This window comes from Brevibacillus porteri, assembly GCF_003013475.1.
Classification (GTDB): Bacteria; Bacillota; Bacilli; order Brevibacillales; family Brevibacillaceae; genus Brevibacillus; species Brevibacillus porteri.
Genome location: NZ_PXZO01000057.1, coordinates 72,087 through 94,804, shown reverse-complemented (window position 1 = coordinate 94,804; position 22,718 = coordinate 72,087). Strand labels below are relative to the sequence as shown.

Sequence of the window (22,718 nt, the reverse complement as noted above, 5' to 3'; positions counted from 1 at the left end):
ATCAAGCGACGAGGCTTGCGCATTATTTTTTTGCAAAAAACTGTAAGATAGAGGAGCCAGCTGAATCTAAAGGAATGGGAAGGGAGTGAGGAAGCTGGAGCTTGCAGAGAAAGGCTTAACCAAAACAAAAGAGGCATTATTTGATGAATTGATCCGGCACTATTTGAAAAAGGTGCTGCGCCTCGTGTATTTGATGGTCAAGGACCGCAGCTTGGCTGAGGATATCACACAGGAAGTGTTCCTGATAGCTTACAAAAACTTGGGGAAATTCCGCCAAGAGAGCTCGATGCAAACATGGGTGTACCGAATTGCCGTCAACGAAGCGAAAAAACATCTGCGCTCGTGGTCGTTCCGGCACCTGTTCTTCAAACCGGAAGTGGACATAGAGGTAGTCGAGGGAGCAGAGTCGGCCGTCTTGCAAAATGACCTTCGCGCCCGTTTTGCCCATCTCGTCATGAAGCTGCCGCATAGCTATCGTCAATTGATTGTCCTTCACTACTACGAGGAGTTGTCCGTAGAGGAGATCGCGGTCATTTTGGACACGTCCGCAGGAGCGATTTATACGAAAATGCACCGCGCACGCCAGAAGCTCAAAGCGCTCCTGGAAAAGGAGGGGATCGAATGAACCTGGATAAATTGCTGGAGGAATTCAAGGAAACGGCTGACCGGACACTGTTGCGCGGAATGGACGATACGACTGGCTTGGAGGAGCGGATTCGCATGAATATCGAGAAGAAAGGCAAGAAAAGGTTTCGTTTCATCTACCCTGTAAGCGCAGCACTTGTTGCGGTTGTGCTTGTCATTGGGTTTGCCCCTTATTTGCTGCAAAAGGAAAGCACGAGTACACATACGCCGAACGGAACGTCTGCTGAGCCAGGTACCCATCAAAAGCCCGATCCAAAGGCTCACCCAGCTTCTGATGATCAGGTGATTATGGGAACGGTAGATGAGATCATCGATGTCTTGCGTGTTGGGATGACACAAGACCAAATCAAAGCCAAGATTTCGTTCCCTTACACAGTTGTAGACAATTATGGCGGAAGCGGGGACGATGGCACAGAAGAGTACTGGGGCTATTCGATTCTCGCAAAAGAAGGATATCAGCGAAAAGACTGGACAATGATCGAGACGGAGGCTCTGCTAAAAAGAGACGTGGGCTTGGAGATGTTAGTTGGATGGAAGGATAAAAAGCTTCATTGGTATACCGTAAGCTATGTCCAAGGCAAAGACGTCTATCTTCTCAAACTGAACAGCAACGGGACCATCCAAGAAGATATTGTGGATTTGAGCCAAGGCGGTACCGGGAGTCCTGCCGCTTCGTCCATATTCGATTTAAAGCCGGAGGAAGAAGATCGCTATTTCAATTACATGTATGAGAAAAAGGATGAGCTATTACGTGGGCTGTCTCCGATTGACATCGTGAAGCTCTATGTAAGAGCAGTGCAAGATGGACAGCTCGAAATGCAGTACGCCTTGCGTATCGTGGATGAAGGCGTGGAGAAGCCGACATTCGAGCAATATTTGAAAGAAGTGAAGAAAGATCCAGTTGGAGAACGAAATTTCTGGAGAAGTAATAAAAAAATGATGGAGCTGGGGAGCAAAATGTGGGTTGAACATAAAGACGACGAAACAATTGTCTGGATTGAGTACAAGGATAGTGGCCCCGATAAAACCGGATATATTATGCGGCAAGATGACCAGGGCATCTGGAAAGTAAGATGGAGACCGTAGCAGTAGCAACAACAGCCTGACTCTCCCAAAAGTCAGGCTGCTCTTTTTTTCATTATTGATTGACTATTCGTACGGAAGACGGCAAAATAAAAGTATGCAAAATGAACGAACGCTCGATCGGTTTAGTCTTTGTTGATGTGAAACATCATCCGAATGGAGGTCATTCGATGAAAACGGTCATTGTAGGGGCAGTGCGTACCCCATTTGGTAAGTTTGGTGGAGCTTTGAAAGCGCTATCGGCAGTAGAGCTCGGTTCCATTGTAATCAAGGAAGCGGTAGAGCGCGCTGGCATTTCCGGCGATCAGGTGGACGAAGTAATCATGGGTATGGTCTTGCAGGCAGGTGCGGGTCAGGTACCCTCACGCCAGGCGGCTCGTAAGGCTGGTTTGCCATGGAATGTAGCGAGCGAGACGATTAACAAGGTATGTGCGTCCGGGATGCGTGCAGTGACGTTGGGGGACCAGATCATTCGCGCAGGAGATGGAGAAATCATCGTCGCTGGCGGCATGGAGAGCATGAGCAACGCACCGTACGCTCTGCCGGATGCACGCAACGGGATGAGGATGGGAGATGCGACGGTTCGCGATCTCATGATGTATGACGGCCTCACTTGCCCGTTTCATCAAGTGGCGATGGCTGTGCACGGCAGCAATGTGGCAGAAGAGAACGGGATTACGCGAGAAGAGCAGGATGCATGGGCACTGCGCAGTCAGCAGAGAGCTGCTCAAGCGATGGAAAAAGGACTTTTTGCCGAAGAGCTAGTATCGGTTTCCATTCCGCAAAGAAAAGGGGAGCCGCTGCAAGTAATCGTGGATGAAGGACCACGTCCAGATACCACCGAGGAAGGATTGGCGAAGCTGCCTCCTGTGTACAAAAAGGACGGGACGATCACGGCAGGCAATGCTCCAGGAATCAACGACGGAGCAGCAGCGATGGTGTTGATGTCGGATGCAAAAGCGCAGCAACTGGGTATCAAGCCGCTTGCGACGATTCTTGGTCACGCCGAGGTCGGCGCAGATGCACCTTATATCGCGACAACTCCGGGGCTTGCCATTAACAAGCTTCTGGAGAAGACAGGAGTAGCTCTTTCTGACATCGATTTATTCGAGGTGAACGAAGCGTTTGCTGCGGTGATTTTGACAAGTGGCAAAATCGTTGGCTGGGACGCAGAGAAAGTGAATGTAAACGGGGGAGCGATTGCGTTCGGACACCCGATTGGCGCGAGTGGTGCTCGGATTATTATGCACCTCGCCTATGAATTAAAAAGACGAGGCGGCGGCTTAGGGATCGCGGCAATTTGCAGTGGTGCCGCACAGGGTGACGCTATCTTGATTAAAGTAGAGTAAGGGAGGCCTTTTTGCATGAACGTACAAACGATTATGGTCATCGGGGCAGGACAGATGGGCAGTGGGATTGCCCAGGTAGCAGCGCAGGCTGGCTTTCGTGTTTATTTGAACGACGTTCAGCAGGCGTTTGTGGAACGCGGTCTTGCTACGATTACGAAAAACTTGTCGCGCAACGTGGAAAAAGGCAAGCTCAGCGAAGCGGAAAAGGAAGCCATTCTCGGACGTTTGACGCTGTCTACCGATCTGGTTGATGCATCTGATGCAGATTTTGTGGTAGAAGCGGTGACGGAAAACATGGCGGTCAAAACGCAAATTTTTTCCAAGCTGGACGAGGTATGTCCGCCGCATACGGTGCTCGCTAGCAATACATCCTCGCTGCCGATTACCGAGATCGCGGCAGTGACGAAGCGCCCGGAAAAAGTAATCGGCATGCACTTCATGAACCCCGTTCCTGTGATGAAGCTGGTTGAGATCATCCGCGGCCTGCAAACATCCGATGAGGTTTATCAGCTGACAGAAGATTTGTCCAAACAAATGAGCAAGGTGCCCGTGAGCGTAAACGATTTCCCTGGGTTTGTGTCCAATCGGGTACTGATGCCAATGCTGAATGAAGCGATTTATTGTGTGTACGAGGGAGTTGCAACACCGGAAGCGATCGATGAAGTCATGAAGCTGGGTATGAACCATCCGATGGGGCCGCTTCAGTTGGCTGATTTCATCGGGCTGGACACTTGCCTCTACATTATGGAGGTACTGCACGAAGGGTTCGGTGATTCGAAATACCGCCCATGCCCGTTGCTGCGCAAGTACGTCAAAGCAGGATGGCTAGGCAAAAAATCCGGTCGTGGTTTCTACGTGTACAACTAGGCAAGGTAGTTCAAAAATTCGTCTTTTGATCACGAAGTAATGACGACTTTTTGAACTTTTGCTAGAGAGGAACTTTGCAGAAAGGTAGGACGGACATGGATTTTCGATTGAATGAAGAGCAAGAGATGATGCGCCGCATGGTGCGAGACTTTGCCCAGAAAGAGATCGCACCTTTCATCCCTGTGATGGAAGAGACGGACCAGTTCCCGCGTCAGATCCTGAAAAAGATGGGCGAGATGGGGCTCATGGGCATTCCGATCGCCGAAGAGTGGGGAGGAGCAGGGGCGGATTTTATTTCCTACATTTTGGCCATTCACGAGATTTCCAAAGTGAGTGCGACAGTAGGCGTCATTTTGTCCGTGCATACCTCCGTCGGGACGAACCCGATTCTCTACTTCGGTACCGAGGAGCAAAAACGCAAATACGTGACCAAGCTTGCGAGTGGGGAATACCTCGGGGCTTTTGCCTTGACCGAGCCGCATGCAGGTTCTGATGCGAGCAGTATCCGAACCACAGCTGTGAAAAAAGGCGATGAGTACATCTTAAACGGAAACAAGGTGTTCATCACAAACGGTGGGGAGGCAGATACGTATATCGCATTTGCCGTAACCGACTCTACAAAAGGAACCAAGGGAATATCGGCCTTCATCGTAGACAAGGATACACCGGGCTTCACGGTTGGGAAAAAAGAAAAGAAGATGGGACTGCACGGTTCCTATACGACAGAGCTCATATTCGACAATGCGCGTGTACCGGCTGCCAACCTGTTGGGTCAAGAAGGGGAAGGCTTCTGTATCGCGATGGCGAATCTGGATTCCGGTCGAATCGGGATTGCGGCACAGGCACTCGGGATTGCCGAGGCGGCAGTAGAGTATGCGACAGAGTACGCGCGGGAACGTAAGCAGTTCGGACAACCGATTGCCAAGCAGCAAGCCATTGCCTTCAAGCTGGCTGACATGGCGACGAAAGCAGAAGTTGCCCGGTTGCTAGTATACCGAGCGGCGTGGCTGCGCAGCCAAGGTATTTCTTGTGGGATGGAAGCCTCGATGGCAAAGCGTTTTGCCACAGACTCCGCGATGGAGCTCGCCACAGAAGCCGTACAAATCTTTGGCGGATATGGCTACACTCGAGAATATCCGGTTGAACGTCTATTCCGGGATGCGAAAGTAACGCAAATCTATGAGGGCACCAACGAAATTCAACGAATCGTTATCGCCAAGCATTTGCTTGCTGATTAAATAGACAGATGAAAAAGACATGGGGGAGTGATCCATATGAATTTCCAACTGACGGAAGAACATGAAATGATGCGCAAAATGATTCGCGACTTTGCAGAGAATCAAGTAGCTCCGACAGCAGCCGAGCGCGACGAAGAAGAGTGTTTTGATCGTTCCATATTTGAGCAAATGGCTGAGCTTGGACTGACAGGCATTCCTTGGTCGGAACAATACGGCGGAGCAGGTGCAGATTACCTGAGCTACGTCATTGCAGTGGAAGAACTCTCCCGTGTGGATGCCTCCATCGGTGTGACACTGTCCGCACATGTTTCCTTGGCGAGCTGGCCGATTTACAAATTCGGGACAGAGGAGCAAAAACAAAAGTTTTTGCGTCCATTAGCAGAAGGCAAGAAGATGGGCGCGTACTGTTTGACCGAGGCGGGATCTGGCTCTGACTCTGCGGGAATGCGGACAACAGCCGTACGCGATGGTGATCACTACATTTTAAATGGCACCAAAATTTTCATTACCAATGCGGGCGAAGCAGAAATCTACATCGTATTCGCGGTCACCCAACCAGAGTTGAACCATAAAGGCATCACGGCTTTCATCGTAGAAAAAGGCATGGACGGCTTCACAATGGGGAAAAAGGAGAAGAAGCTGGGTATCCGTTCCTCGCCAACACTTGCAGTCAATTTTGAAGATGTGCGCGTGCCAGTAGAAAATAGGCTGGGCGAAGAAGGCCAAGGCTTCAAAATCGCGATGATGACGTTGGACGGTGGAAGAAACGGTATCGCCGCTCAAGCATTGGGCATTGCACAAGGTGCCTACGAGCATGCGCGGAACTATGCTAAAGAACGCAATCAGTTCGGCAAACCAATCGCTTCCTTGCAGGCAATCCAGTTCAAGCTGGCAGACATGGCTACCAAGATCGAGGCATCCCGTTTGCTCACTTACCAAGCAGCGTGGTTGGAGGATCAAGGTCTTCCATATGGCAAAGCATCTGCGATGTCCAAAGTTTTTGCAGGAGATACAGCAATGGAAGTAACAACCGAGGCTGTTCAAGTTTTCGGGGGTTACGGCTACACGCGGGAGTATCCTGTGGAGCGCTTCATGCGCGATGCCAAAATTACACAAATCTATGAAGGAACCAATGAAATCCAACGTGTCGTGATCAGTAATTTCCTGCTAAAAGAGTAGGAAACTGTCCAGTCTTCCAACACGATGACACACATAGAAAAGAAAAGTTTGGCTTTGTGCTCTTACTCGCGTATAATGATCTGCGAATGATACAAAAGTAGAGTGTTTGCGCCTTCTTTTCTATGAGGCGTCTGACCAAACGCTCAGTCGGTTGGAAAGGTGGATTTTGGAGTGTCTGACAAGAGAAAAGCGATACCGTCCCTAGTAAAGGACCCAAAACTGATCGAGAGAAGACGAGAGCAGATTATTGAGGCTGCCGTTCATCTCTTCATTAATAAAGGTTTTCATAAAACGACGACAAGGGAGATTGCCCGAGCGTCTGGATTTAGTATTGGTACGTTGTACGAGTATATTGAGTCAAAAGAAGACGTGCTCTATCTTGTTTGTGATGCCATTCATGCGGAGATGGAGACGCGCTTGCGTGAAGCGATCAACTTCAACGGAACTGGCTTGAAAACATTGAAGATAGCACTAAAGAGCCTGATCCGCGTGATGGATCAGATGAGCGACCGCGTTTTGCTTATTTATCAGGAAGCCAAATCATTGCCAAAAGAAACACTCCGCTACGTGTTGGGGCGTGAAGAAGCCATTTCGCATATTTTCGTCGAAATCCTGGAAAAAGGGATTGCCGATGGTTCGCTGCACATTGACGAAAAGAACGTCAAGCTGATGGCGGACAATATCATGGTACTGGGCGAAATGTGGGTATTCCGCCGCTGGGCATTGAAAAAGCACTATACCATTGAGGAGTACACAGAGAAGCAGATCGCGCTTCTGCTTCGCGATATCAGTGTCTCCGATTAAGAGGAGAGTTTAAAAAGTCTGGGAAACATAGAGTGCCAAGCATACCTCGCGTCGACCGCGCCTTGATCTGCTTGGCCCTGTTTTTCCTCCTTTTTAAACTTAATTAAAAGGAGAGTGGAACGATGGAAACAGAAGTGTATCGTCCGCAAAACAAGGTTCGCTTTGTGACCGCAGCCAGTCTGTATGACGGTCACGACGCCTCGATTAATATCATGCGCCGTATTTTACAATCGTCGGGAGTAGAGGTCATCCATCTCGGACACAACCGCTCTGTTGATGATATTGTAACAGCCGCTGTTCAGGAGGATGTGCAAGGGATTGCCATCAGCTCCTACCAAGGCGGTCATGTGGAGTATTTCAAATACGTAATTGATCTATTACGCGAGCGGGGAGCAGAGCATATCCGTGTTTTTGGCGGCGGTGGCGGCGTTATCGTTCCACGCGAGATTCGGGAATTGGAAGAGTACGGAGTCTGTAAAATTTATTCGCCAGATGACGGCAGACGATTGGGCTTGCAGGGCATGATCAACGACATGATCAGACGTAGCGATTTCCCAACCGTTAAGCAGCTGGAGGAAGAAGTAGCAGGCTTGCGTGAGCAAAACCATCAGGCGATTGCCCGGCTTATTTCCGTTGCAGAGTATGCAGTGGACCAGCGTGAATGGACAGAACCTCTCCGTGAAAGTTTAGTGGAAGCCGATTCAGCCATTCCGGTATTAGGGATTACAGGTACGGGTGGAGCAGGAAAAAGCTCATTAACTGATGAGCTTGTTCGTCGATTTATTCGCACTTATCCCGAGAAGACGGTCGCGATCTTGTCTGTCGATCCATCCAAGCAAAAATCAGGCGGAGCGTTACTTGGTGACCGCATCCGCATGAATGCCAATTCGACACCGCGTGTTTATATGCGCAGTCTCGCCACCCGCAAATCGGGCATGGAGCTGTCTGCTGCCTTAAAAGACGCGATTCAAGTAACGCGTTCTGCCCATTTTGATCTGATTATTGTGGAAACGAGCGGGATTGGTCAGGGGGATGCGCAGGTCACAGAAGTGTGCGACGTCTCCATGTACGTCATGACGAGTGAATTCGGGGCACCATCTCAGTTGGAAAAGATTGATATGCTCGACTTTGCTGATGTGATCGCGATCAACAAATTTGAGCGTAAAGGCTCAGAGGACGCTCTTCGCGAGGTTCGCAAGCAATATCGACGCAATCACCAGCTTTTTGAGTTGCCAGATGAGAAGGTTCCTGTGTATGGTACGATTGCGAGTCAGTTTAACGATCCGGGAACGAATGTGTTGTTTGCTGCCTTGATGCATCGAATTGTAGAAAAGACTAGCGTTGACTGGTCTGTAGAGAATTTGGATACGACTCCTGTAAAGATTCATAAAACTTCGTTGATTCCGACAGAGAGAATCAATTATTTGCAAGACATTGCCAACACCGTCCGCCAATACCGTGCCTATGCCGAAGAGCAGTCGTTGATTGCACGCAAGCTGTTCCAGTTGCAGGGTGCAAAGGAGACAGTGCTGGCCTCGGGAGATTCGGCGGCTGCCGAGCTGGTGGCGGTGCTTGATAAACAAATCGTTCTCTTTGAAGAAAAGCTGCATCCGGAGTGCCGACGCATCCTGGAAAATTGGCCCAAGCTCAAGGAAGCGTATCGGAAGGATCAATTCGTCACGAAAATTCGCGACAAGGAACTGGTTACCAAGCTGTTCAGCGAATCGTTGTCGGGTACACGCATTTCAAAAGTAGCCGTCCCTGATTACGAGGATTGGGGCGAAATTTTAAAGTGGTCATTAAAAGAAAATGTTCCAGGTGAATTCCCGTATACCGCAGGAGTATTTCCGTTTAAACGCGAGGGCGAAGATCCCAAGCGACAATTTGCAGGCGAAGGTACTCCAGAGCGGACGAACAGACGCTTCCACTTCCTGTCTCAAAATGATGAAGCGAAGCGACTCAGTACGGCTTTTGACTCGGTTACACTGTATGGTGAGGACCCTGACTACCGCCCGGACATTTACGGGAAAATCGGTACGAGTGGGGTCAGCATTTGCACCCTGGATGACATGAAAAAGCTGTACGCTGGCTTTGACCTTTGTGCACCTAGCACTTCTGTGTCCATGACGATCAACGGTCCTGCACCTATGATTTTGGCCATGTTCATGAATACGGCGATCGAGCAGCAACTGAATGCTTTTGTTCAAAAAGAAGGGCGTCAGCCTACCGAGGACGAAGCAAAACAAATCAGAGCGTACACGCTGTCGACTGTTCGCGGAACTGTTCAGGCAGATATTTTGAAAGAGGATCAGGGGCAAAACACGTGTATCTTCTCGACGGAATTTGCCTTGCGGATGATGGGGGATATCCAGCAGTATTTTATCGACCAGAAAGTGCGGAACTACTACTCTGTGTCCATTTCCGGCTATCATATCGCGGAGGCAGGGGCGAATCCGATTACGCAGCTTGCGTTTACGCTATCTAACGGATTTACCTATGTCGAGTACTATTTAAGCCGCGGCATGAACATCGATGACTTTGCGCCGAACCTGTCCTTCTTCTTCTCTAATGGTCTCGATCCGGAATACACCGTGATTGGACGTGTGGCTCGCCGGATTTGGGCAACCGTGATGAAAAATCGTTATGGTGCAAATGACCGCAGCCAAAAGCTGAAGTACCACATCCAGACGTCCGGCCGTTCCTTGCACGCGCAGGAGATGGATTTCAACGATATCAGAACGACCTTGCAGGCCTTGATTGCCATTTACGACAACTGTAATTCTCTCCATACGAATGCCTACGACGAAGCGATTACGACCCCGACAGAGAACTCTGTGCGACGGGCAATGGCGATTCAGATGATCATCAACAAGGAAATGGGACTCGCGAAAAATGAGAACCCACTTCAAGGGGCATTCATCATCGATGAGTTGACTGATCTGGTAGAAGAGTCAGTTATGCAAGAGTTCGAGCGGATCAGTTCTCGCGGAGGTGTGCTGGGGGCGATGGAGACTCAATACCAGCGCGGCAAAATTCAAGACGAGTCCATGTATTACGAAATGAAAAAGCATACGGGCGAGCTTCCGATTATTGGGGTAAACACGTTCATTAATCCGAATGCATCTGAGGACGATTACGAGATTGAATTGGCTCGGGCGACCGAAGAGGAAAAAGAACAGCAAATCATTAATCTCCGGGCATTCCAGGAGCGCCACAAGGATGTGTCTGCGGCTGCGCTGCGGCGTCTGCAAGAAGTGGCTATGGCGGGAGAGAACATCTTTGCCGAGCTGATGGAGACGGTCAAAGTAGCATCGCTTGGACAAATCAGTGGTGCCTTGTATGAAGTGGGCGGCCAATACCGCAGAAATATGTAGCAACAGAGTAATTGGCTTAAAAGAAATCCTAGGGTACGTGGAAAGATTCGAAAATCACACAAGGACCACTTCTTTGTTACGAGGTGGTCCTTGTCTTATTGGTCGTTTGCTAGCACTTATCTTAGCCCCCAACTGTTTAATCAGTGGGTGTATAGGGGTGAGTTCATTATTAAGGAAATTTACGACCATTACCTAATAAAAAGAGTCTCGCTTGTTTGAAAGCCTTGCATTTTCGGCTAAAATAAGGAATACTGTATGTTAGCCTTCGTATGTTGTACGTTGTGTAATTAGGGATTTTGACATCATTTATGAATGACTTATACAAACCTGCGTCCCCCGAACAGGGCACCGGGTCAGTATTCAAATCAATCGTTTTTATATGGAAAGGACGTGCCCTGAGTGAGTCAATTGTTTGCTCATATGGATTCCGAGAAACTGAGCGAGATGGCGTTAGTTGACATTGCGTATGAAATTTTGCGTGAAACTAACCGCACTTACAACTTCCGCGAGCTGATGAATGAACTGGTTGCAGTGCGCAAGCTGACTGATGAACAACTCATGGCAATCATCGCGCAAGTATACACAGAAATTAACATTGATGGCCGTTTCGTGTGCCTCGGTGACAACGTATGGGGATTGAAACGCTGGTACCCAACCGACACCGTGGAAGAAACCCAAGAGGGTGGCGGAACGAAGAAGAAGAAAATCGTCACGGAAGACGACTTCGACGATTACGATTCCGAAGACGAAGGTGTCGAAGAATTCGAGGACGACGATGTTGTCATCTTTGAGGACGAAGAGGAATTCGTCGACGAAGACTCTGAAATCGAAGAAGAAGAAATCGATGGAGAAATCGATGAGGAAGAACTCGAAGACGAAGAAGATGAGATGTTCGAAGAGGACGAAGAGCTTGCGGAAGAGGAATCTGACGACGAGCTCGACGAGGAAGACGATAAATAGGTCCTTGACTTCCGCTTAAGGGACAGATAAAATACTCCTTGGGCTTCACATGAAGAAGGATCAAATATGGGAAACTATAAAACAAAAGTGCCCCTACCCCATTTCTTTACGGGATAGGACTCGCTTTTGTTTTTCTTTTTTTTTGGAGCCGTCTTCATTCGATTTTTATAACAACTTAAGGGTGAGGGAAAGAGGGGACGTTAACGATGACGAAGTATATTTTTGTGACAGGCGGGGTTGTATCCTCGTTGGGAAAAGGAATTACAGCGGCTTCTCTGGGCCGACTCTTGAAAAATAGGGGTCTAAAGGTAACCATCCAGAAGTGTGACCCATACATCAACGTTGACCCGGGAACGATGAGTCCGTATCAACACGGGGAAGTTTTCGTAACGGACGATGGTGCGGAAACAGACCTGGACCTGGGCCACTATGAGCGCTTTATCGATATCAACCTGAGCGCTAACTCCAATATGACAACTGGTAGAATTTACTCGACTGTCATTGCCAAAGAACGCCGTGGCGACTATTTGGGAGGAACCGTTCAAGTTATTCCTCACATCACGAACGAAATCAAAGATCGCATTTTCCGTGCAGGTCGCGAAACCGGGGCAGATGTAGTGATTACCGAGATCGGTGGAACTGTTGGGGATATCGAGAGCTTGCCATTCCTTGAATCCATCCGCCAGATCAAAAGTGACATCGGTCGTGAAAACGTCATGTACATTCACGTAACCCTGGTACCATATATCAAGGCAGCAGGTGAAATGAAAACCAAGCCTACGCAACACAGCGTGAAAGAACTGCGCAGCTTGGGTATTCAACCAAATGTGATCGTGACACGTACCGAGCAACCGATGACGCAAGAAATGAAAGACAAGTTGGCTCTGTTCTGTGATATCGATAAAAACGCGGTAGTGGAATGTATAGACGCGGATAGCCTTTACGATGTACCACTGCAATTGCAAGCACAAGGGTTGGACGATTACGTATGCCGTCACTTGGGTCTGAATTGCCAAGAAGCGGATATGACAGAGTGGAAATCGCTCGTATCGAAAATCAAAAACCTGTCCAAAACGACTACCATTGCAATCGTTGGAAAATATGTAGAATTGCATGATGCGTACTTGTCCGTAGCAGAAGCGCTGTACCATGGTGGCTATGCGAACGATTCCAAAGTAGAAATCAAATGGGTACACGCGGAAGAAGTTACGCCAGAAAATGTTGGCGAACTACTCGGTGATGTAAATGGTATCCTCGTACCAGGCGGCTTTGGCGATCGTGGTATCGAAGGTAAAATCATCGCTACACGCTATGCTCGTGAAAATAAAGTACCATTCCTCGGAATTTGCTTGGGTATGCAAATCGCTGTGATCGAGTTCGCTCGCCACGTAGCGGGTATGGATGGCGCAAACAGCTCCGAGATCAACCCGAATACAGCATATCCGGTTATTGACCTCTTGCCAGAGCAAAAAGATATCGAGGACAAGGGCGGTACAATGCGTCTGGGTCTCGGTCCAACCAAAGTAGAAGAAGGTACGCTGACTGAGGCTGCATACGGAAGTACCCTGGTTTATGAACGTCATCGTCATCGCTATGAAGTGAACAACGAATATCGTGATCAATTGGCGCAAATGGGCTTGCGTTTTGCGGGTACAACTCCAGATGGTCGACTGGTTGAAATCGTGGAAGTTCCAGAACATCCATGGTATGTAGCGACACAGTTCCACCCAGAGTTCACATCCCGTCCGAACCGTCCACAGCCATTGTTCCGTGACTTCGTGAAGGCTTCCCTGAACAAATAACATAGTTCCATAAATAAAAGACGCACCCGCGATGTAAAGTCGCAGGTGCGTTTTGTGCTTTCAAAAAGCAGATCAATGGAACAAGGGCGATAGCCAGGCTACCCAGTAGGCGGCCGGAATGAGCAGGAATTGAGCCAAAATCGTTCCGATAAAACGTGAGAACATCAGCCACAGGTACATGTCGCGAATCGATTGCTGCGTGGTTTTCCCTTGCATTGCTTTTTCTGTCAGAAGGGCAATTTGCGGGTCTACCAGAATCGTCATGAAAATCGTGGCAAATCCGTTGATTAATCCAGAAGACATCAAAACGGTTGCTTTGTAATCCGGGGCTAGTAATGTCGCGTATAACACGGACAGTACGCTGCTTGTGTAGATAGCTGTCCCCAATGCATTTAATAACAGTAATCGTTTGGGAATGCCTTTGATTCGAAAACGAGAGATGGCTTGCCAGCTAGGAATCCGGACATGATGGTGAACACGTCGGATGGTTTCAACAGTAACTGCCGTGCGAATCATTTGCGGAATCGAGCCCGCTAACTCCAAGTGCGAGATCATTCGTTTCGATATTTGGACGAAAGTGGGAAACAGTACGATAGCCGCCAAGGTTCCGAGCGAGGACGCTGCAATAATCACGTGCAATTGTGTGCTAGGGTCAATATGCTCGATCGCAGCTTGATCCATCAATCCCCCAGTGAATGGTCCTTGAATCAGGTTGGAAGTACGGGAGAGGAGCAATACGATCCCGACCAGAGACATCGCTACAGCAATCCTGCCCGTTTGTACCCCTGCAAAACGGATTCCGTAGGTAAGTGTCTCTGTCGTATGGATAATAAATGTTAACAAGCAAATCAGCCACAGAGCATCCATAGTAAGTATCTGGCTCCTTGTGTGTAGGGGAAATTGGTTTTTCCCATTATACTCGAAATGAGGCCTATGGGAAATTTTAAGCAGACGTTCAGCAAAAAAGGTGAAGGAGTTTCCTGATTTTAGGCGAACCCATAATAATTAAGAAAACGCATTCGTCAGGGGGGAATCAGAATGTTCGACAAGCAAGATAAAAAGGTACTGGTTGTGGATGACCAGTATGGGATTCGCATTTTACTGTATGAGGTGCTGGGAAAAGAAGGGTACAAGACCTTTCAGGCAGCAAACGGGAAAATGGCATTGGAAATCGTGGAAAAAGAATCGCCAGATTTGGTTATCCTCGACATGAAGATCCCTGGGATGGATGGTATTGAGATCTTGAAACACATCAAGAAAATCAATCAGGAAATCAAAGTCATCATGATGACAGCTTACGGAGAGCTGGACATGATCAAAGAAGCAACACAACTGGGAGCATTGACTCATTTTACAAAGCCGTTTGATATCGATGAACTACGAATGGCAGTGCATCAGCAATTAGCTTGTTAAGAACTGACTGCTAAGGTCAGGGTACAAGCGTCCCTGTTAACAAATGCTTGTCTGTGGTATAATAAGCCACATGACTGAAGTCTGCTAGAGGAGGATTTACAAAATGCCACTGGTACCTATGACCGCTTTTACCGAAGACGTCAAAAAGCATAAATACGCCGTCGGACAATTTAACCTGAACAATCTGGAGTTTACTCAAGCGATTACTGAAGCTGCGATGGAAGAAAAATCGCCTGTGATCTTTGGTGTTTCTGAGGGTGCACTGAAATACATGGGGATCGATTATACAGTAGCGATTGCAAAAGTGGCTGCTGAACGCGCAGGAGTCCCTGTAGCATTGCATCTTGACCATGGTAGCAATTTCGACATGGTAATGAAGTGCATTCGCGCTGGGTTCTCTTCTGTTATGTTCGATGGTTCCCATCATTCGTTTGAAGATAACCTTCGCCTGACCAAACAGGTTGTTGAGGCTGCTCACGCTGTTGGCGTATCGGTAGAAGGTGAACTCGGTACCATCGGTGGGGTAGAAGACGACCTGTCTGTTGACGAGGAAGATGCTACCCTGGCAAATCCTGAGGAAGCAATCCGCTTCTGGGAAGAAACAAAAGTAGACTATGTAGCGATTGCTGTAGGTACAGCACACGGTATGTACAAAGGAGTTCCAAAAATCCGCTACGACATTATCGAAAAAGTAGCGAGCAACATTGGAGCGCCGATCGTTCTTCACGGTGGTTCCGGCGTACCAGACGAAGCGATCATCGAATCCATCCGTTTGGGCGTAGGAAAAATCAATGTAAATACAGAAAGCCAAGTCGCATGCACGGAAACAGTTCGCAAAGTGCTAGCTGCCAAGCCGAATGAGATCGATCCACGCAAATACCTGAGCCCTGCTCGCGATGCGATCAAGGAAGTAGTAAAAGGAAAAATGCGCTTGTTCGGAAGTAGCAACCGCGCGTAACTGGGAGGATAATCATGCGTTTTTTGATTGATACAGCAAACGTTGAAGAAATCCGCGAGATTCACGAATGGGGAGTTCTGGCGGGCGTAACGACAAATCCGTCTCTGGTTGCCAAAGAAGGACGCGATTTTGTAGAAACCCTGAAAGAAATTCTCGATATTGTTGACGGTCCGATCAGTGCCGAAGTCATCAGTACAGATGCAAAAGGCATGATCGAAGAGGGAGATAAGCTCGCTGCTCTTTCGAAAAACATCGTCATCAAGCTGCCAATGACCGCAGAAGGTTTGAAGGCAACCAAGTATTTTGCTAAACGCAAAATCAGAACAAACGTAACACTGGTGTTCTCCGCGAACCAGGCACTTTTGGCTGCGCGCGCAGGTGCGAGCTTCGTGTCTCCGTTCTTGGGACGCCTGGATGATATTGGTCAAGATGGCATGCAATTGATCGAAGATATTGCTGAAATCTTTTCTGTTCACGGTATCGACACCGAGATCATTGCGGCATCTGTGCGCCACCCTGTTCACGTAACGGAGGCAGCACGCCGTGGTTCTCACTTCGCTACCATTCCAGCGAAAGTATTTAAACAACTCATTGCCCATCCACTGACAGATAGTGGCTTGGAGAAATTCCTCGCTGACTGGGCAAGTATGCAAAAATAAGGACACGTGTTGAAAGTCCAAGCACCTTTTCCATTGGGGAAGGTGCTTCTTTCCCGATTACGCCTGAGGAGAGCAAAGCATGGATAAGCTGATCATCAACGGTGGAAAACCGCTCACGGGGACGGTGACCATCAGCGGAGCAAAAAACAGCGCAGTCGCACTCATCCCAGCAGCGTTGCTGGCAGATGGACCCGTTGTTATTGAGAATCTCCCCCGTATTCAGGATGTAGGTATCTATCACGAGCTCTTGCGGGAAATGGGAGCTGACGTGCTGTTCGAAGAAGATTGGATGGAAATCGACGGACGTAGTATGAGGCTGATGCTCATGCCAAATGGTCGCATCAAAAAGCTCCGTGCCTCGTACTATTTGTGGGGAGCCTTGCTCGCCAAGTTCGGTGAAGCCCAGGTTGGCTTGCCGGGTGGCTGTGATTTGGGCCCGCGTCCAGTAGATTTGCATATCAAAGGCTTTGAAGCGATGGGCGCCGAGGTGGAGAACAAAAACGGCGTCATGACTATCCGTGCCCAAAATGGACGCTTGCAGGGTGCGCGAATCTATCTCGATCTGGTCAGTGTTGGTGCCACCATTAACATCATGCTGGCTGCTGCCAAAGCAGACGGTGTGACCATTATTGAAAACGCTGCCCGTGAGCCTGAGATCGTCGATGTAGCAACCTTGCTCAATAATATGGGAGCAAACATCAAAGGCGCCGGAACGGACATGATCCGCATTCAAGGCGTAGAACGCTTGCGCGGATGCCGTCATACGATTATCCCCGATCGGATCGAAGCGGGGACGTACATGATTGCGGCAGCAGCTACCAACGGCAATGTGATGGTGGAGAATGTCATTCCAAAGCATTTGGAGTCTGTAACGGCCAAGCTGCGCGAAATCGGTGCGCAAGTGGTAGAAGAGGATGACAGTATCCAAGTCATCGGACATGATTCTTATCGATCAATCGACGTGAAAACGAGTCCGTATCCGGGATTTCCAACGGATCTCCAGCAGCCGATCACGACCTTGCTGACTCTTGCCAAAGGCTCAAGCATCGTGACGGACAATATTTACAGCTCGCGTTTTCGTCATGTAGATGAACTGCGCCGTATGGGAGCTTCCTTAAAGATTGAAGGAAGATCCGCTGTCATCGAAGGCGGAAGCAAACTGAATGGTGCCAAAGTGGTAGCTTCGGATTTGCGTGCGGGAGCAGCTCTGTTCATTGCCGGTTTGGCAACGAACGGCACGACAGAATTAGAAGGACTCGAACATATAGATCGTGGCTACGAAAACTTGGTGGGCAAGCTGCAAGCCTTGGGAGCCGATATTACTCGGGTAGGTCTGCAGAGCATGGAAAACCACCAGCGTTAACCAATCACCAGGAGAGGAGTCTTCCAGAATGGAACGCAGTTTAACACTTGAACTGGTACGTGTGACTGAAGCCGCTGCTTTGGCTTCTGCCAGTTGGATGGGTCTCGGAAAAAAAGATGAGGCTGATGATGCGGCAACGACCGCAATGCGCAATGAATTTATGAAAGTGCCGATGGATGGCGTCGTAGTAATTGGTGAGGGCGAAATGGACGAAGCGCCAATGCTGTACATCGGTGAGCGTCTGGGCCAGGGAGTGGCTCCGGCAGTCGATGTGGCTGTTGACCCTTTGGAGGGAACAAATATCCTCGCAAAAGGTACATGGGGAGCGATTTCGGTCATTGCCATTGCAGACCGAGGAAATTTGTTGCATGCTCCTGACATGTATATGGAGAAAATGGCAGTAGGGCCTAAAGCAGTCGGCAAAGTCGATATCAACGCACCGGTTCGTGATAACCTGAAAGCGGTAGCGCAGGCACAGGGGAAAGATATCAGCGATTTGGTCGCTATTGTGCTTGACCGTGATCGTCACTCTAAGGTGATCCACGAAATTCGTGAGGCAGGCGCGCGTATTCGACTCATCTCAGACGGAGACGTAGCCGCTGCGATCAACACTGCATTCCCTGATACAGGTGTAGACATTTTGTTCGGTTCTGGAGGAGCTCCGGAAGGTGTTCTGGCAGCAGTTGCCCTGAAATGCCTCGGGGGAGAAATCCAGGGTAAGCTCTTGCCGCAAAATGAAGAAGAGATTAAACGCTGTGTTAAAATGGGATTGACTAACCCTCATCAAGTCCTATTCATGGACGACTTGGTGAAAGGTGATGACGCCATTTTTGCAGCGACAGGTGTGACGGATGGCGAGTTGCTCAAAGGGGTTCGCTTCCAAGGAACTCGTGCGACGACTAATTCCGTTGTTATGCGTGCGAAAACCGGAACGGTACGTTTCATTGAAGGGAACCACCGCTTAGAACGCAATTCGAGTAACGGTTTGTAAGAAAACAATTTTCGCATTTATATGTTGAGCTAGGTTTTTTAAGAGTAAATAAAGAGTGGTGGATGTATGTTACTTTCTGAACTAGAAGAAAAGAAGCTGACCGATCTCTATAAGCTGGCCAAGGAATACCATATTCCGTACTACTCCCAGCTGAAGAAGAAGGAATTGATTTTCGCGATTCTTCGAGCACGGGCGGAGCGGGATGGTCTCATGTTTATGGAGGGGGTTCTCGAAATATTGCCGGAGGGATACGGCTTCCTCCGCCCCATTAACTATCTCCCTAGCTCGGAAGATATCTACATCTCCCAATCGCAGATTCGCCGTTTTGATCTGCGGATGGGGGATGTGGTATCAGGAAAAGCAAGACCACCGAAGGAGAATGAACGTTACTTTGGACTCCTTCAAGTAGAGGCAGTGAACGGAGAAGACCCTGAGACAGCCGCAGAGCGTCTTCATTTCCCCGCATTGACACCGTTGTATCCTCAAACCAAGCTTGTACTGGAGACAGCTCCTGCACGTGTTTCCACTCGCCTGATGGATCTTCTCTCTCCTGTTGGACTGGGTCAGCGTGGATTGATTGTGGCTCCGCCAAAAGCGGGGAAAACCATGCTGATCAAAGAGATTGCCAACAGCATTACCGAAAGCCGCCCGGATATCCACTTGTTTGTCTTGCTCATTGATGAGCGTCCGGAAGAGGTGACGGATATGCAGCGATCTGTCAAAGGAGAGGTGGTTGCCTCGACTTTTGACGAGTTGCCTGAGAATCACATCAAAGTTGCTGAGCTTGTCTTGGAGCGTGCAAAGCGATTGGTTGAGCACAAAAAAGACGTGGTGATCCTGCTGGATTCCATTACACGTCTCGCTCGTGCTTACAACTTGGTTATTCCTCCAAGTGGTCGAACATTGTCCGGTGGTATTGATCCGGCAGCCTTCCATCGTCCGAAGCGCTTTTTTGGTTCTGCGCGGAACATTGAAGAAGGCGGCAGCTTGACCATTTTGGCGACTGCTTTGGTTGAGACCGGCTCACGTATGGACGATGTGATCTATGAGGAGTTCAAAGGAACCGGAAACATGGAGCTTCATTTGGATCGCAAGCTGGCGGAGCGCAGAATTTTCCCGGCGATCGATATCCGCCGTTCGGGTACGCGTCGCGAAGAGCTTTTGCTCACCAAAGAAGAGCTGGATAAGCTGTGGATGATCCGGAAGAACATGAATGAAACAAATGAGTTTGTCGACTCCTTTATTAAAAAGTTGGCAGATACAAAAACAAACGAAGAATTTTTGCAAACCCTTGAGTCTAAGCAACAGGGCAGAGGGAAAGCGGCTAGCACGACGGTGAGTTCATGATGACTCACCGTCATTTTTTTTGTGGCGTTGGCATACCGTTAGGAAGGGAGCTGGAAAAGAAGGAGGAGATGCTTTGTGGAGTACGTGCAAGTTAGCGCTCCGGTGGAGTCACAGATGGAAGCAAAAAAAGCAGTCGTGGAGCAGGCGCTATTTCAAGCGTTTAATCCCTATGCCAGTCTGGCTTCACCTGCACCAGCGACAAAAGGAAATTCAGTGATGTACGCTGTTCGGCAAGGAGATACGCTATCCGGTATTGCCCAGCGCTACGGTCTTTCTTTAAAAAATCTGGTAGAGGCTAATAGCATTACGAACCCCCATCTTTTAAGCGTGGGCATGAAGCTAATCATCAAGCGTGATGAAGTCGGACATATGGTGAAACGCGGAGAAACACTGGATTACATAGCAAGGCGGTACGGTGTGAGTCGGGAATCGTTAATCGAACGAAATCCGCTGCTAAAATGGCTGTCGGACAACCTGTATGTAGGACAGGTCGTGTATGTCCCCATCGCTAAAGGCAATCCGATGTTGGGCAACGATCCTCAGCAGAAGCGAAGTGCCGTTCAAGCGGCAAGTCGGCAAGTCATCACGAGGATTCGCGCCGGTCTAAGTTGGCCTGTCAGAGAAGCTACGATTACAAGCGGATTTGGAGCGCGTTGGGGAAAAACACACAAGGGTGTGGATTTGTGGAATGAACAGGAATCAAAGACCCCGATCTTGGCAGCGAGGGCAGGAGTTGTTGTGGAGGCAGGCGCCAACCGGTCAGGGTACGGGCGGATGGTCGTGATTGATCACGGCGATGGTTTGCAAACCTTTTATGCCCATATGCGTCTGTTGCTGGTGTCACCTGGTCAAAACGTAGAAGCGGGTGAGATATTGGGATACATGGGGCAAACAGGTAATTCTACGGGCTACCATTTGCACTTTGAAGTGCGACAGGATGATGTGCCGATCAATCCACTTCCCTATCTTGGCAGGTAACCCTATACAATTTACATTGCTTTTTCAATGCGATACAATGGGCAAAGCAAAGAAGCGAGGCGATTTTCCCATGTATTTAGTTTACGCAGATGAAAAAGGCAATGTATACGACCACCCAGGTCTTTTTGCAGTGGCTCGTAACGGAGATATATTGACAGAAATTCTGGAAGAAGAACTGATCCCACTCCCAGAAGGATCGACGTTGGTTAGTTTGCCGGACACCGAGCCGATCGGAATGGACCCTGACACAGGGGAAATGGTTAAGTTGGATGGCTGTACAGCAGTAGGCGCACTTGTGCCACAAGGAATTACAAGGCTCTTGCTGCCAGGTTACGTGAAAACGAACAAGGAAAGCAAGCTACCATTGTTCGGCTACTCCGCAGTTGTCTGGAAGGATAACCGTTTCTGGGTAACGGGTCGGGCGAGTGACGATATTTACAAATGGGACCCGTTGAACTTCCCGATGGATGAACTGCGCCAGCGAGTGGCAAAGACGTTGGAGACGTTTCCGCAAAACCGCATTTTGAACCACTTGTCCCACTGTGCGTTGGAATACGAATGCTTAACGGCCTCCAATAACTTTTTCAACCGCTGGGAAGGCAGCTTGCCTGTTTCCTATACCTGTAATGCCGGTTGCTACGGCTGTATTTCCGAGCAACCAGATGACAGTGGATTCCCTTCTCCACAGACGCGGATGAATTTCAAGCCGACAGAGGACGAGCTGGTGGAAGTCATGCTGCACCATCTGAAGACACCGGAGAGCATCATCAGCTTTGGACAGGGTTGTGAGGGTGAGCCTTCTACGATGGCTTCCATCATTGTTCCTGCTATGCGTCGCGTACGGGAAACGACAGACATGGGCTTTATCAACATCAATACGAATGCGGGCTTGACGGATCACATCAAAGGCATTGTCGATGCTGGTCTTGATCTGATGCGCGTGAGTATTATCAGTGCGATTGACGAACACTATAATGCTTACTACCGCCCGCGCAACTACACGTTGGAAAATGTAGCGCGTTCTGCTGAGTACGCTGCATCCAAGGGTGTGTATACGTCCATTAACTACCTGTGCTTCCCTGGTGTATTTGACCGCGAAGAGGAAATGGAAGCGATGATCGAGTTCATCCGCAGAACAGGCATTAAGCTGATTCAGCTGCGGAATCTGAATATCGATCCAGAGAGTTATCTGGCGATGATTCCAAAAGCGCAAGGCGAAGTATTCGGTATGAAGCAAGCCATCGAAATTTATCAGCAGGAACTGCCCGATGTTGTAATCGGTTCGTTTACACATATTCCTCCAGATCAACTCCAGCGCAGGAAAAACATGGCGTAATCGGCCAACCAGTTGCATTTCGGCAGTGTTTCATGCTACTATCTGATATGTGTTTATATAACTCTGTTTCGGCAAACGATTCAGGGCGGAAAGAGGTGTAGAAGAGATGAAACAAAACATTCATCCTAAGTACAACGTAGTTACAGTTAGCTGCGCATGCGGTAACGAATTTGAATCCGGTTCCGTGAAACAAGCGTTGAAAGTGGAGATCTGCTCCAACTGCCATCCTTTCTTCACAGGAAAACAAAAATTCGTTGATGCAGGCGGCCGTGTAGACCGTTTCAAACGCAAATACAATCTGTAATAATCAGAATGTATGGGAACAACCAGGTAGAGCAATCTGCCTGGTTTTGTCTTTTTCTGGCACTAATT

The 22,718-nt window shown here is 48.9% G+C and carries 20 protein-coding genes; 19 read left to right on the top strand and 1 reads right to left on the bottom strand.

Features of this window, described 5'->3' with window-relative positions:
- Positions 1 to 85: 85 nt before the first annotated feature.
- From C7R92_RS26620 to C7R92_RS26575, 10 genes are all read left to right on the top strand, one after another.
- On the top strand, positions 86 to 625 hold the full coding sequence (locus C7R92_RS26620) for a sigma-70 family RNA polymerase sigma factor (protein WP_106836207.1): 540 nt from the start codon (positions 86 to 88) through the stop codon (positions 623 to 625).
- Complete coding sequence (locus C7R92_RS26615; RefSeq protein WP_106836206.1) at positions 622 to 1,731, top strand: hypothetical protein; 1,110 nt, start codon at positions 622 to 624, stop codon at positions 1,729 to 1,731. The genes C7R92_RS26620 and C7R92_RS26615 overlap by 4 nt, the downstream gene beginning before the upstream one ends.
- A gap of 167 nt (positions 1,732 to 1,898) precedes the next feature.
- Positions 1,899 to 3,077 (top strand): acetyl-CoA C-acetyltransferase, encoded by a 1,179-nt coding sequence (locus C7R92_RS26610; protein ID WP_106836205.1) that lies wholly within the window; start codon positions 1,899 to 1,901, stop codon positions 3,075 to 3,077.
- Positions 3,078 to 3,092: 15 nt separating this feature from the next.
- Positions 3,093 to 3,944 (top strand): 3-hydroxybutyryl-CoA dehydrogenase, encoded by an 852-nt coding sequence (locus tag C7R92_RS26605; RefSeq protein WP_106836204.1) that lies wholly within the window; start codon positions 3,093 to 3,095, stop codon positions 3,942 to 3,944.
- A gap of 95 nt (positions 3,945 to 4,039) precedes the next feature.
- Entirely contained in the window at positions 4,040 to 5,182 is a 1,143-nt protein-coding gene (locus C7R92_RS26600; RefSeq protein WP_106836203.1) for an acyl-CoA dehydrogenase, read from the top strand.
- A gap of 36 nt (positions 5,183 to 5,218) precedes the next feature.
- Positions 5,219 to 6,361, top strand: coding sequence for an acyl-CoA dehydrogenase (locus C7R92_RS26595; RefSeq protein WP_069851059.1), 1,143 nt, complete (start codon positions 5,219 to 5,221; stop codon positions 6,359 to 6,361).
- A 171-nt stretch (positions 6,362 to 6,532) separates the two neighbouring features.
- Positions 6,533 to 7,165: a TetR/AcrR family transcriptional regulator gene (locus C7R92_RS26590; RefSeq protein WP_017252398.1), complete on the top strand. Its 633-nt coding sequence runs from the start codon at positions 6,533 to 6,535 to the stop codon at positions 7,163 to 7,165.
- 122 nt (positions 7,166 to 7,287) lie between these two features.
- On the top strand, positions 7,288 to 10,539 hold the full coding sequence (gene icmF, locus C7R92_RS26585) for a fused isobutyryl-CoA mutase/GTPase IcmF (protein WP_106836202.1): 3,252 nt from the start codon (positions 7,288 to 7,290) through the stop codon (positions 10,537 to 10,539).
- A gap of 399 nt (positions 10,540 to 10,938) precedes the next feature.
- Positions 10,939 to 11,499 carry a DNA-directed RNA polymerase subunit delta gene (gene rpoE, locus C7R92_RS26580; protein WP_106836201.1) on the top strand — a complete coding sequence of 187 codons (561 nt, stop codon included), beginning with the start codon at positions 10,939 to 10,941 and terminating at the stop codon, positions 11,497 to 11,499.
- Between the two features lie 206 nt (positions 11,500 to 11,705).
- Complete coding sequence (locus C7R92_RS26575) at positions 11,706 to 13,301, top strand: CTP synthase (RefSeq protein ID WP_106836200.1); 1,596 nt, start codon at positions 11,706 to 11,708, stop codon at positions 13,299 to 13,301.
- 72 nt (positions 13,302 to 13,373) lie between these two features.
- Here the strand turns inward: C7R92_RS26575 and C7R92_RS26570 are convergent, their stop codons facing one another.
- Positions 13,374 to 14,168: a lipid II flippase Amj family protein gene (locus C7R92_RS26570; RefSeq protein ID WP_106836199.1), complete on the bottom strand. Its 795-nt coding sequence runs from the start codon at positions 14,166 to 14,168 to the stop codon at positions 13,374 to 13,376.
- Positions 14,169 to 14,339: 171 nt separating this feature from the next.
- Between C7R92_RS26570 and C7R92_RS26565 the strand changes: the two genes are divergently transcribed.
- The 9 genes from C7R92_RS26565 to rpmE all read left to right on the top strand — a co-directional run bounded on the left by C7R92_RS26565 (position 14,340) and on the right by rpmE (position 22,650).
- On the top strand, positions 14,340 to 14,714 hold the full coding sequence (locus C7R92_RS26565) for a response regulator (protein WP_007725537.1): 375 nt from the start codon (positions 14,340 to 14,342) through the stop codon (positions 14,712 to 14,714).
- 103 nt (positions 14,715 to 14,817) lie between these two features.
- Positions 14,818 to 15,672 (top strand): class II fructose-1,6-bisphosphate aldolase, encoded by an 855-nt coding sequence (gene fba, locus C7R92_RS26560; RefSeq protein ID WP_048035114.1) that lies wholly within the window; start codon positions 14,818 to 14,820, stop codon positions 15,670 to 15,672.
- Positions 15,673 to 15,686: 14 nt separating this feature from the next.
- Positions 15,687 to 16,331: a fructose-6-phosphate aldolase gene (gene fsa / locus C7R92_RS26555; RefSeq protein ID WP_017252387.1), complete on the top strand. Its 645-nt coding sequence runs from the start codon at positions 15,687 to 15,689 to the stop codon at positions 16,329 to 16,331.
- Between the two features lie 79 nt (positions 16,332 to 16,410).
- Complete coding sequence (locus C7R92_RS26550) at positions 16,411 to 17,694, top strand: UDP-N-acetylglucosamine 1-carboxyvinyltransferase (protein WP_106836198.1); 1,284 nt, start codon at positions 16,411 to 16,413, stop codon at positions 17,692 to 17,694.
- Positions 17,695 to 17,722: 28 nt separating this feature from the next.
- A complete protein-coding gene (gene glpX / locus C7R92_RS26545; protein WP_106836197.1) occupies positions 17,723 to 18,685 on the top strand; it encodes a class II fructose-bisphosphatase in 963 nt (320 codons plus the stop codon).
- Between the two features lie 66 nt (positions 18,686 to 18,751).
- Positions 18,752 to 20,032 carry a transcription termination factor Rho gene (gene rho, locus C7R92_RS26540; protein WP_017252384.1) on the top strand — a complete coding sequence of 427 codons (1,281 nt, stop codon included), beginning with the start codon at positions 18,752 to 18,754 and terminating at the stop codon, positions 20,030 to 20,032.
- A gap of 75 nt (positions 20,033 to 20,107) precedes the next feature.
- A complete protein-coding gene (locus C7R92_RS26535) occupies positions 20,108 to 21,010 on the top strand; it encodes a M23 family metallopeptidase (RefSeq protein ID WP_069851039.1) in 903 nt (300 codons plus the stop codon).
- Between the two features lie 70 nt (positions 21,011 to 21,080).
- Positions 21,081 to 22,346 (top strand): radical SAM family protein, encoded by a 1,266-nt coding sequence (locus C7R92_RS26530; protein WP_026043394.1) that lies wholly within the window; start codon positions 21,081 to 21,083, stop codon positions 22,344 to 22,346.
- A 106-nt stretch (positions 22,347 to 22,452) separates the two neighbouring features.
- Positions 22,453 to 22,650, top strand: a complete 198-nt coding sequence (gene rpmE, locus C7R92_RS26525; protein WP_017252381.1) for a 50S ribosomal protein L31 — start codon at positions 22,453 to 22,455, stop codon at positions 22,648 to 22,650.
- Positions 22,651 to 22,718 lie beyond the last annotated feature (68 nt).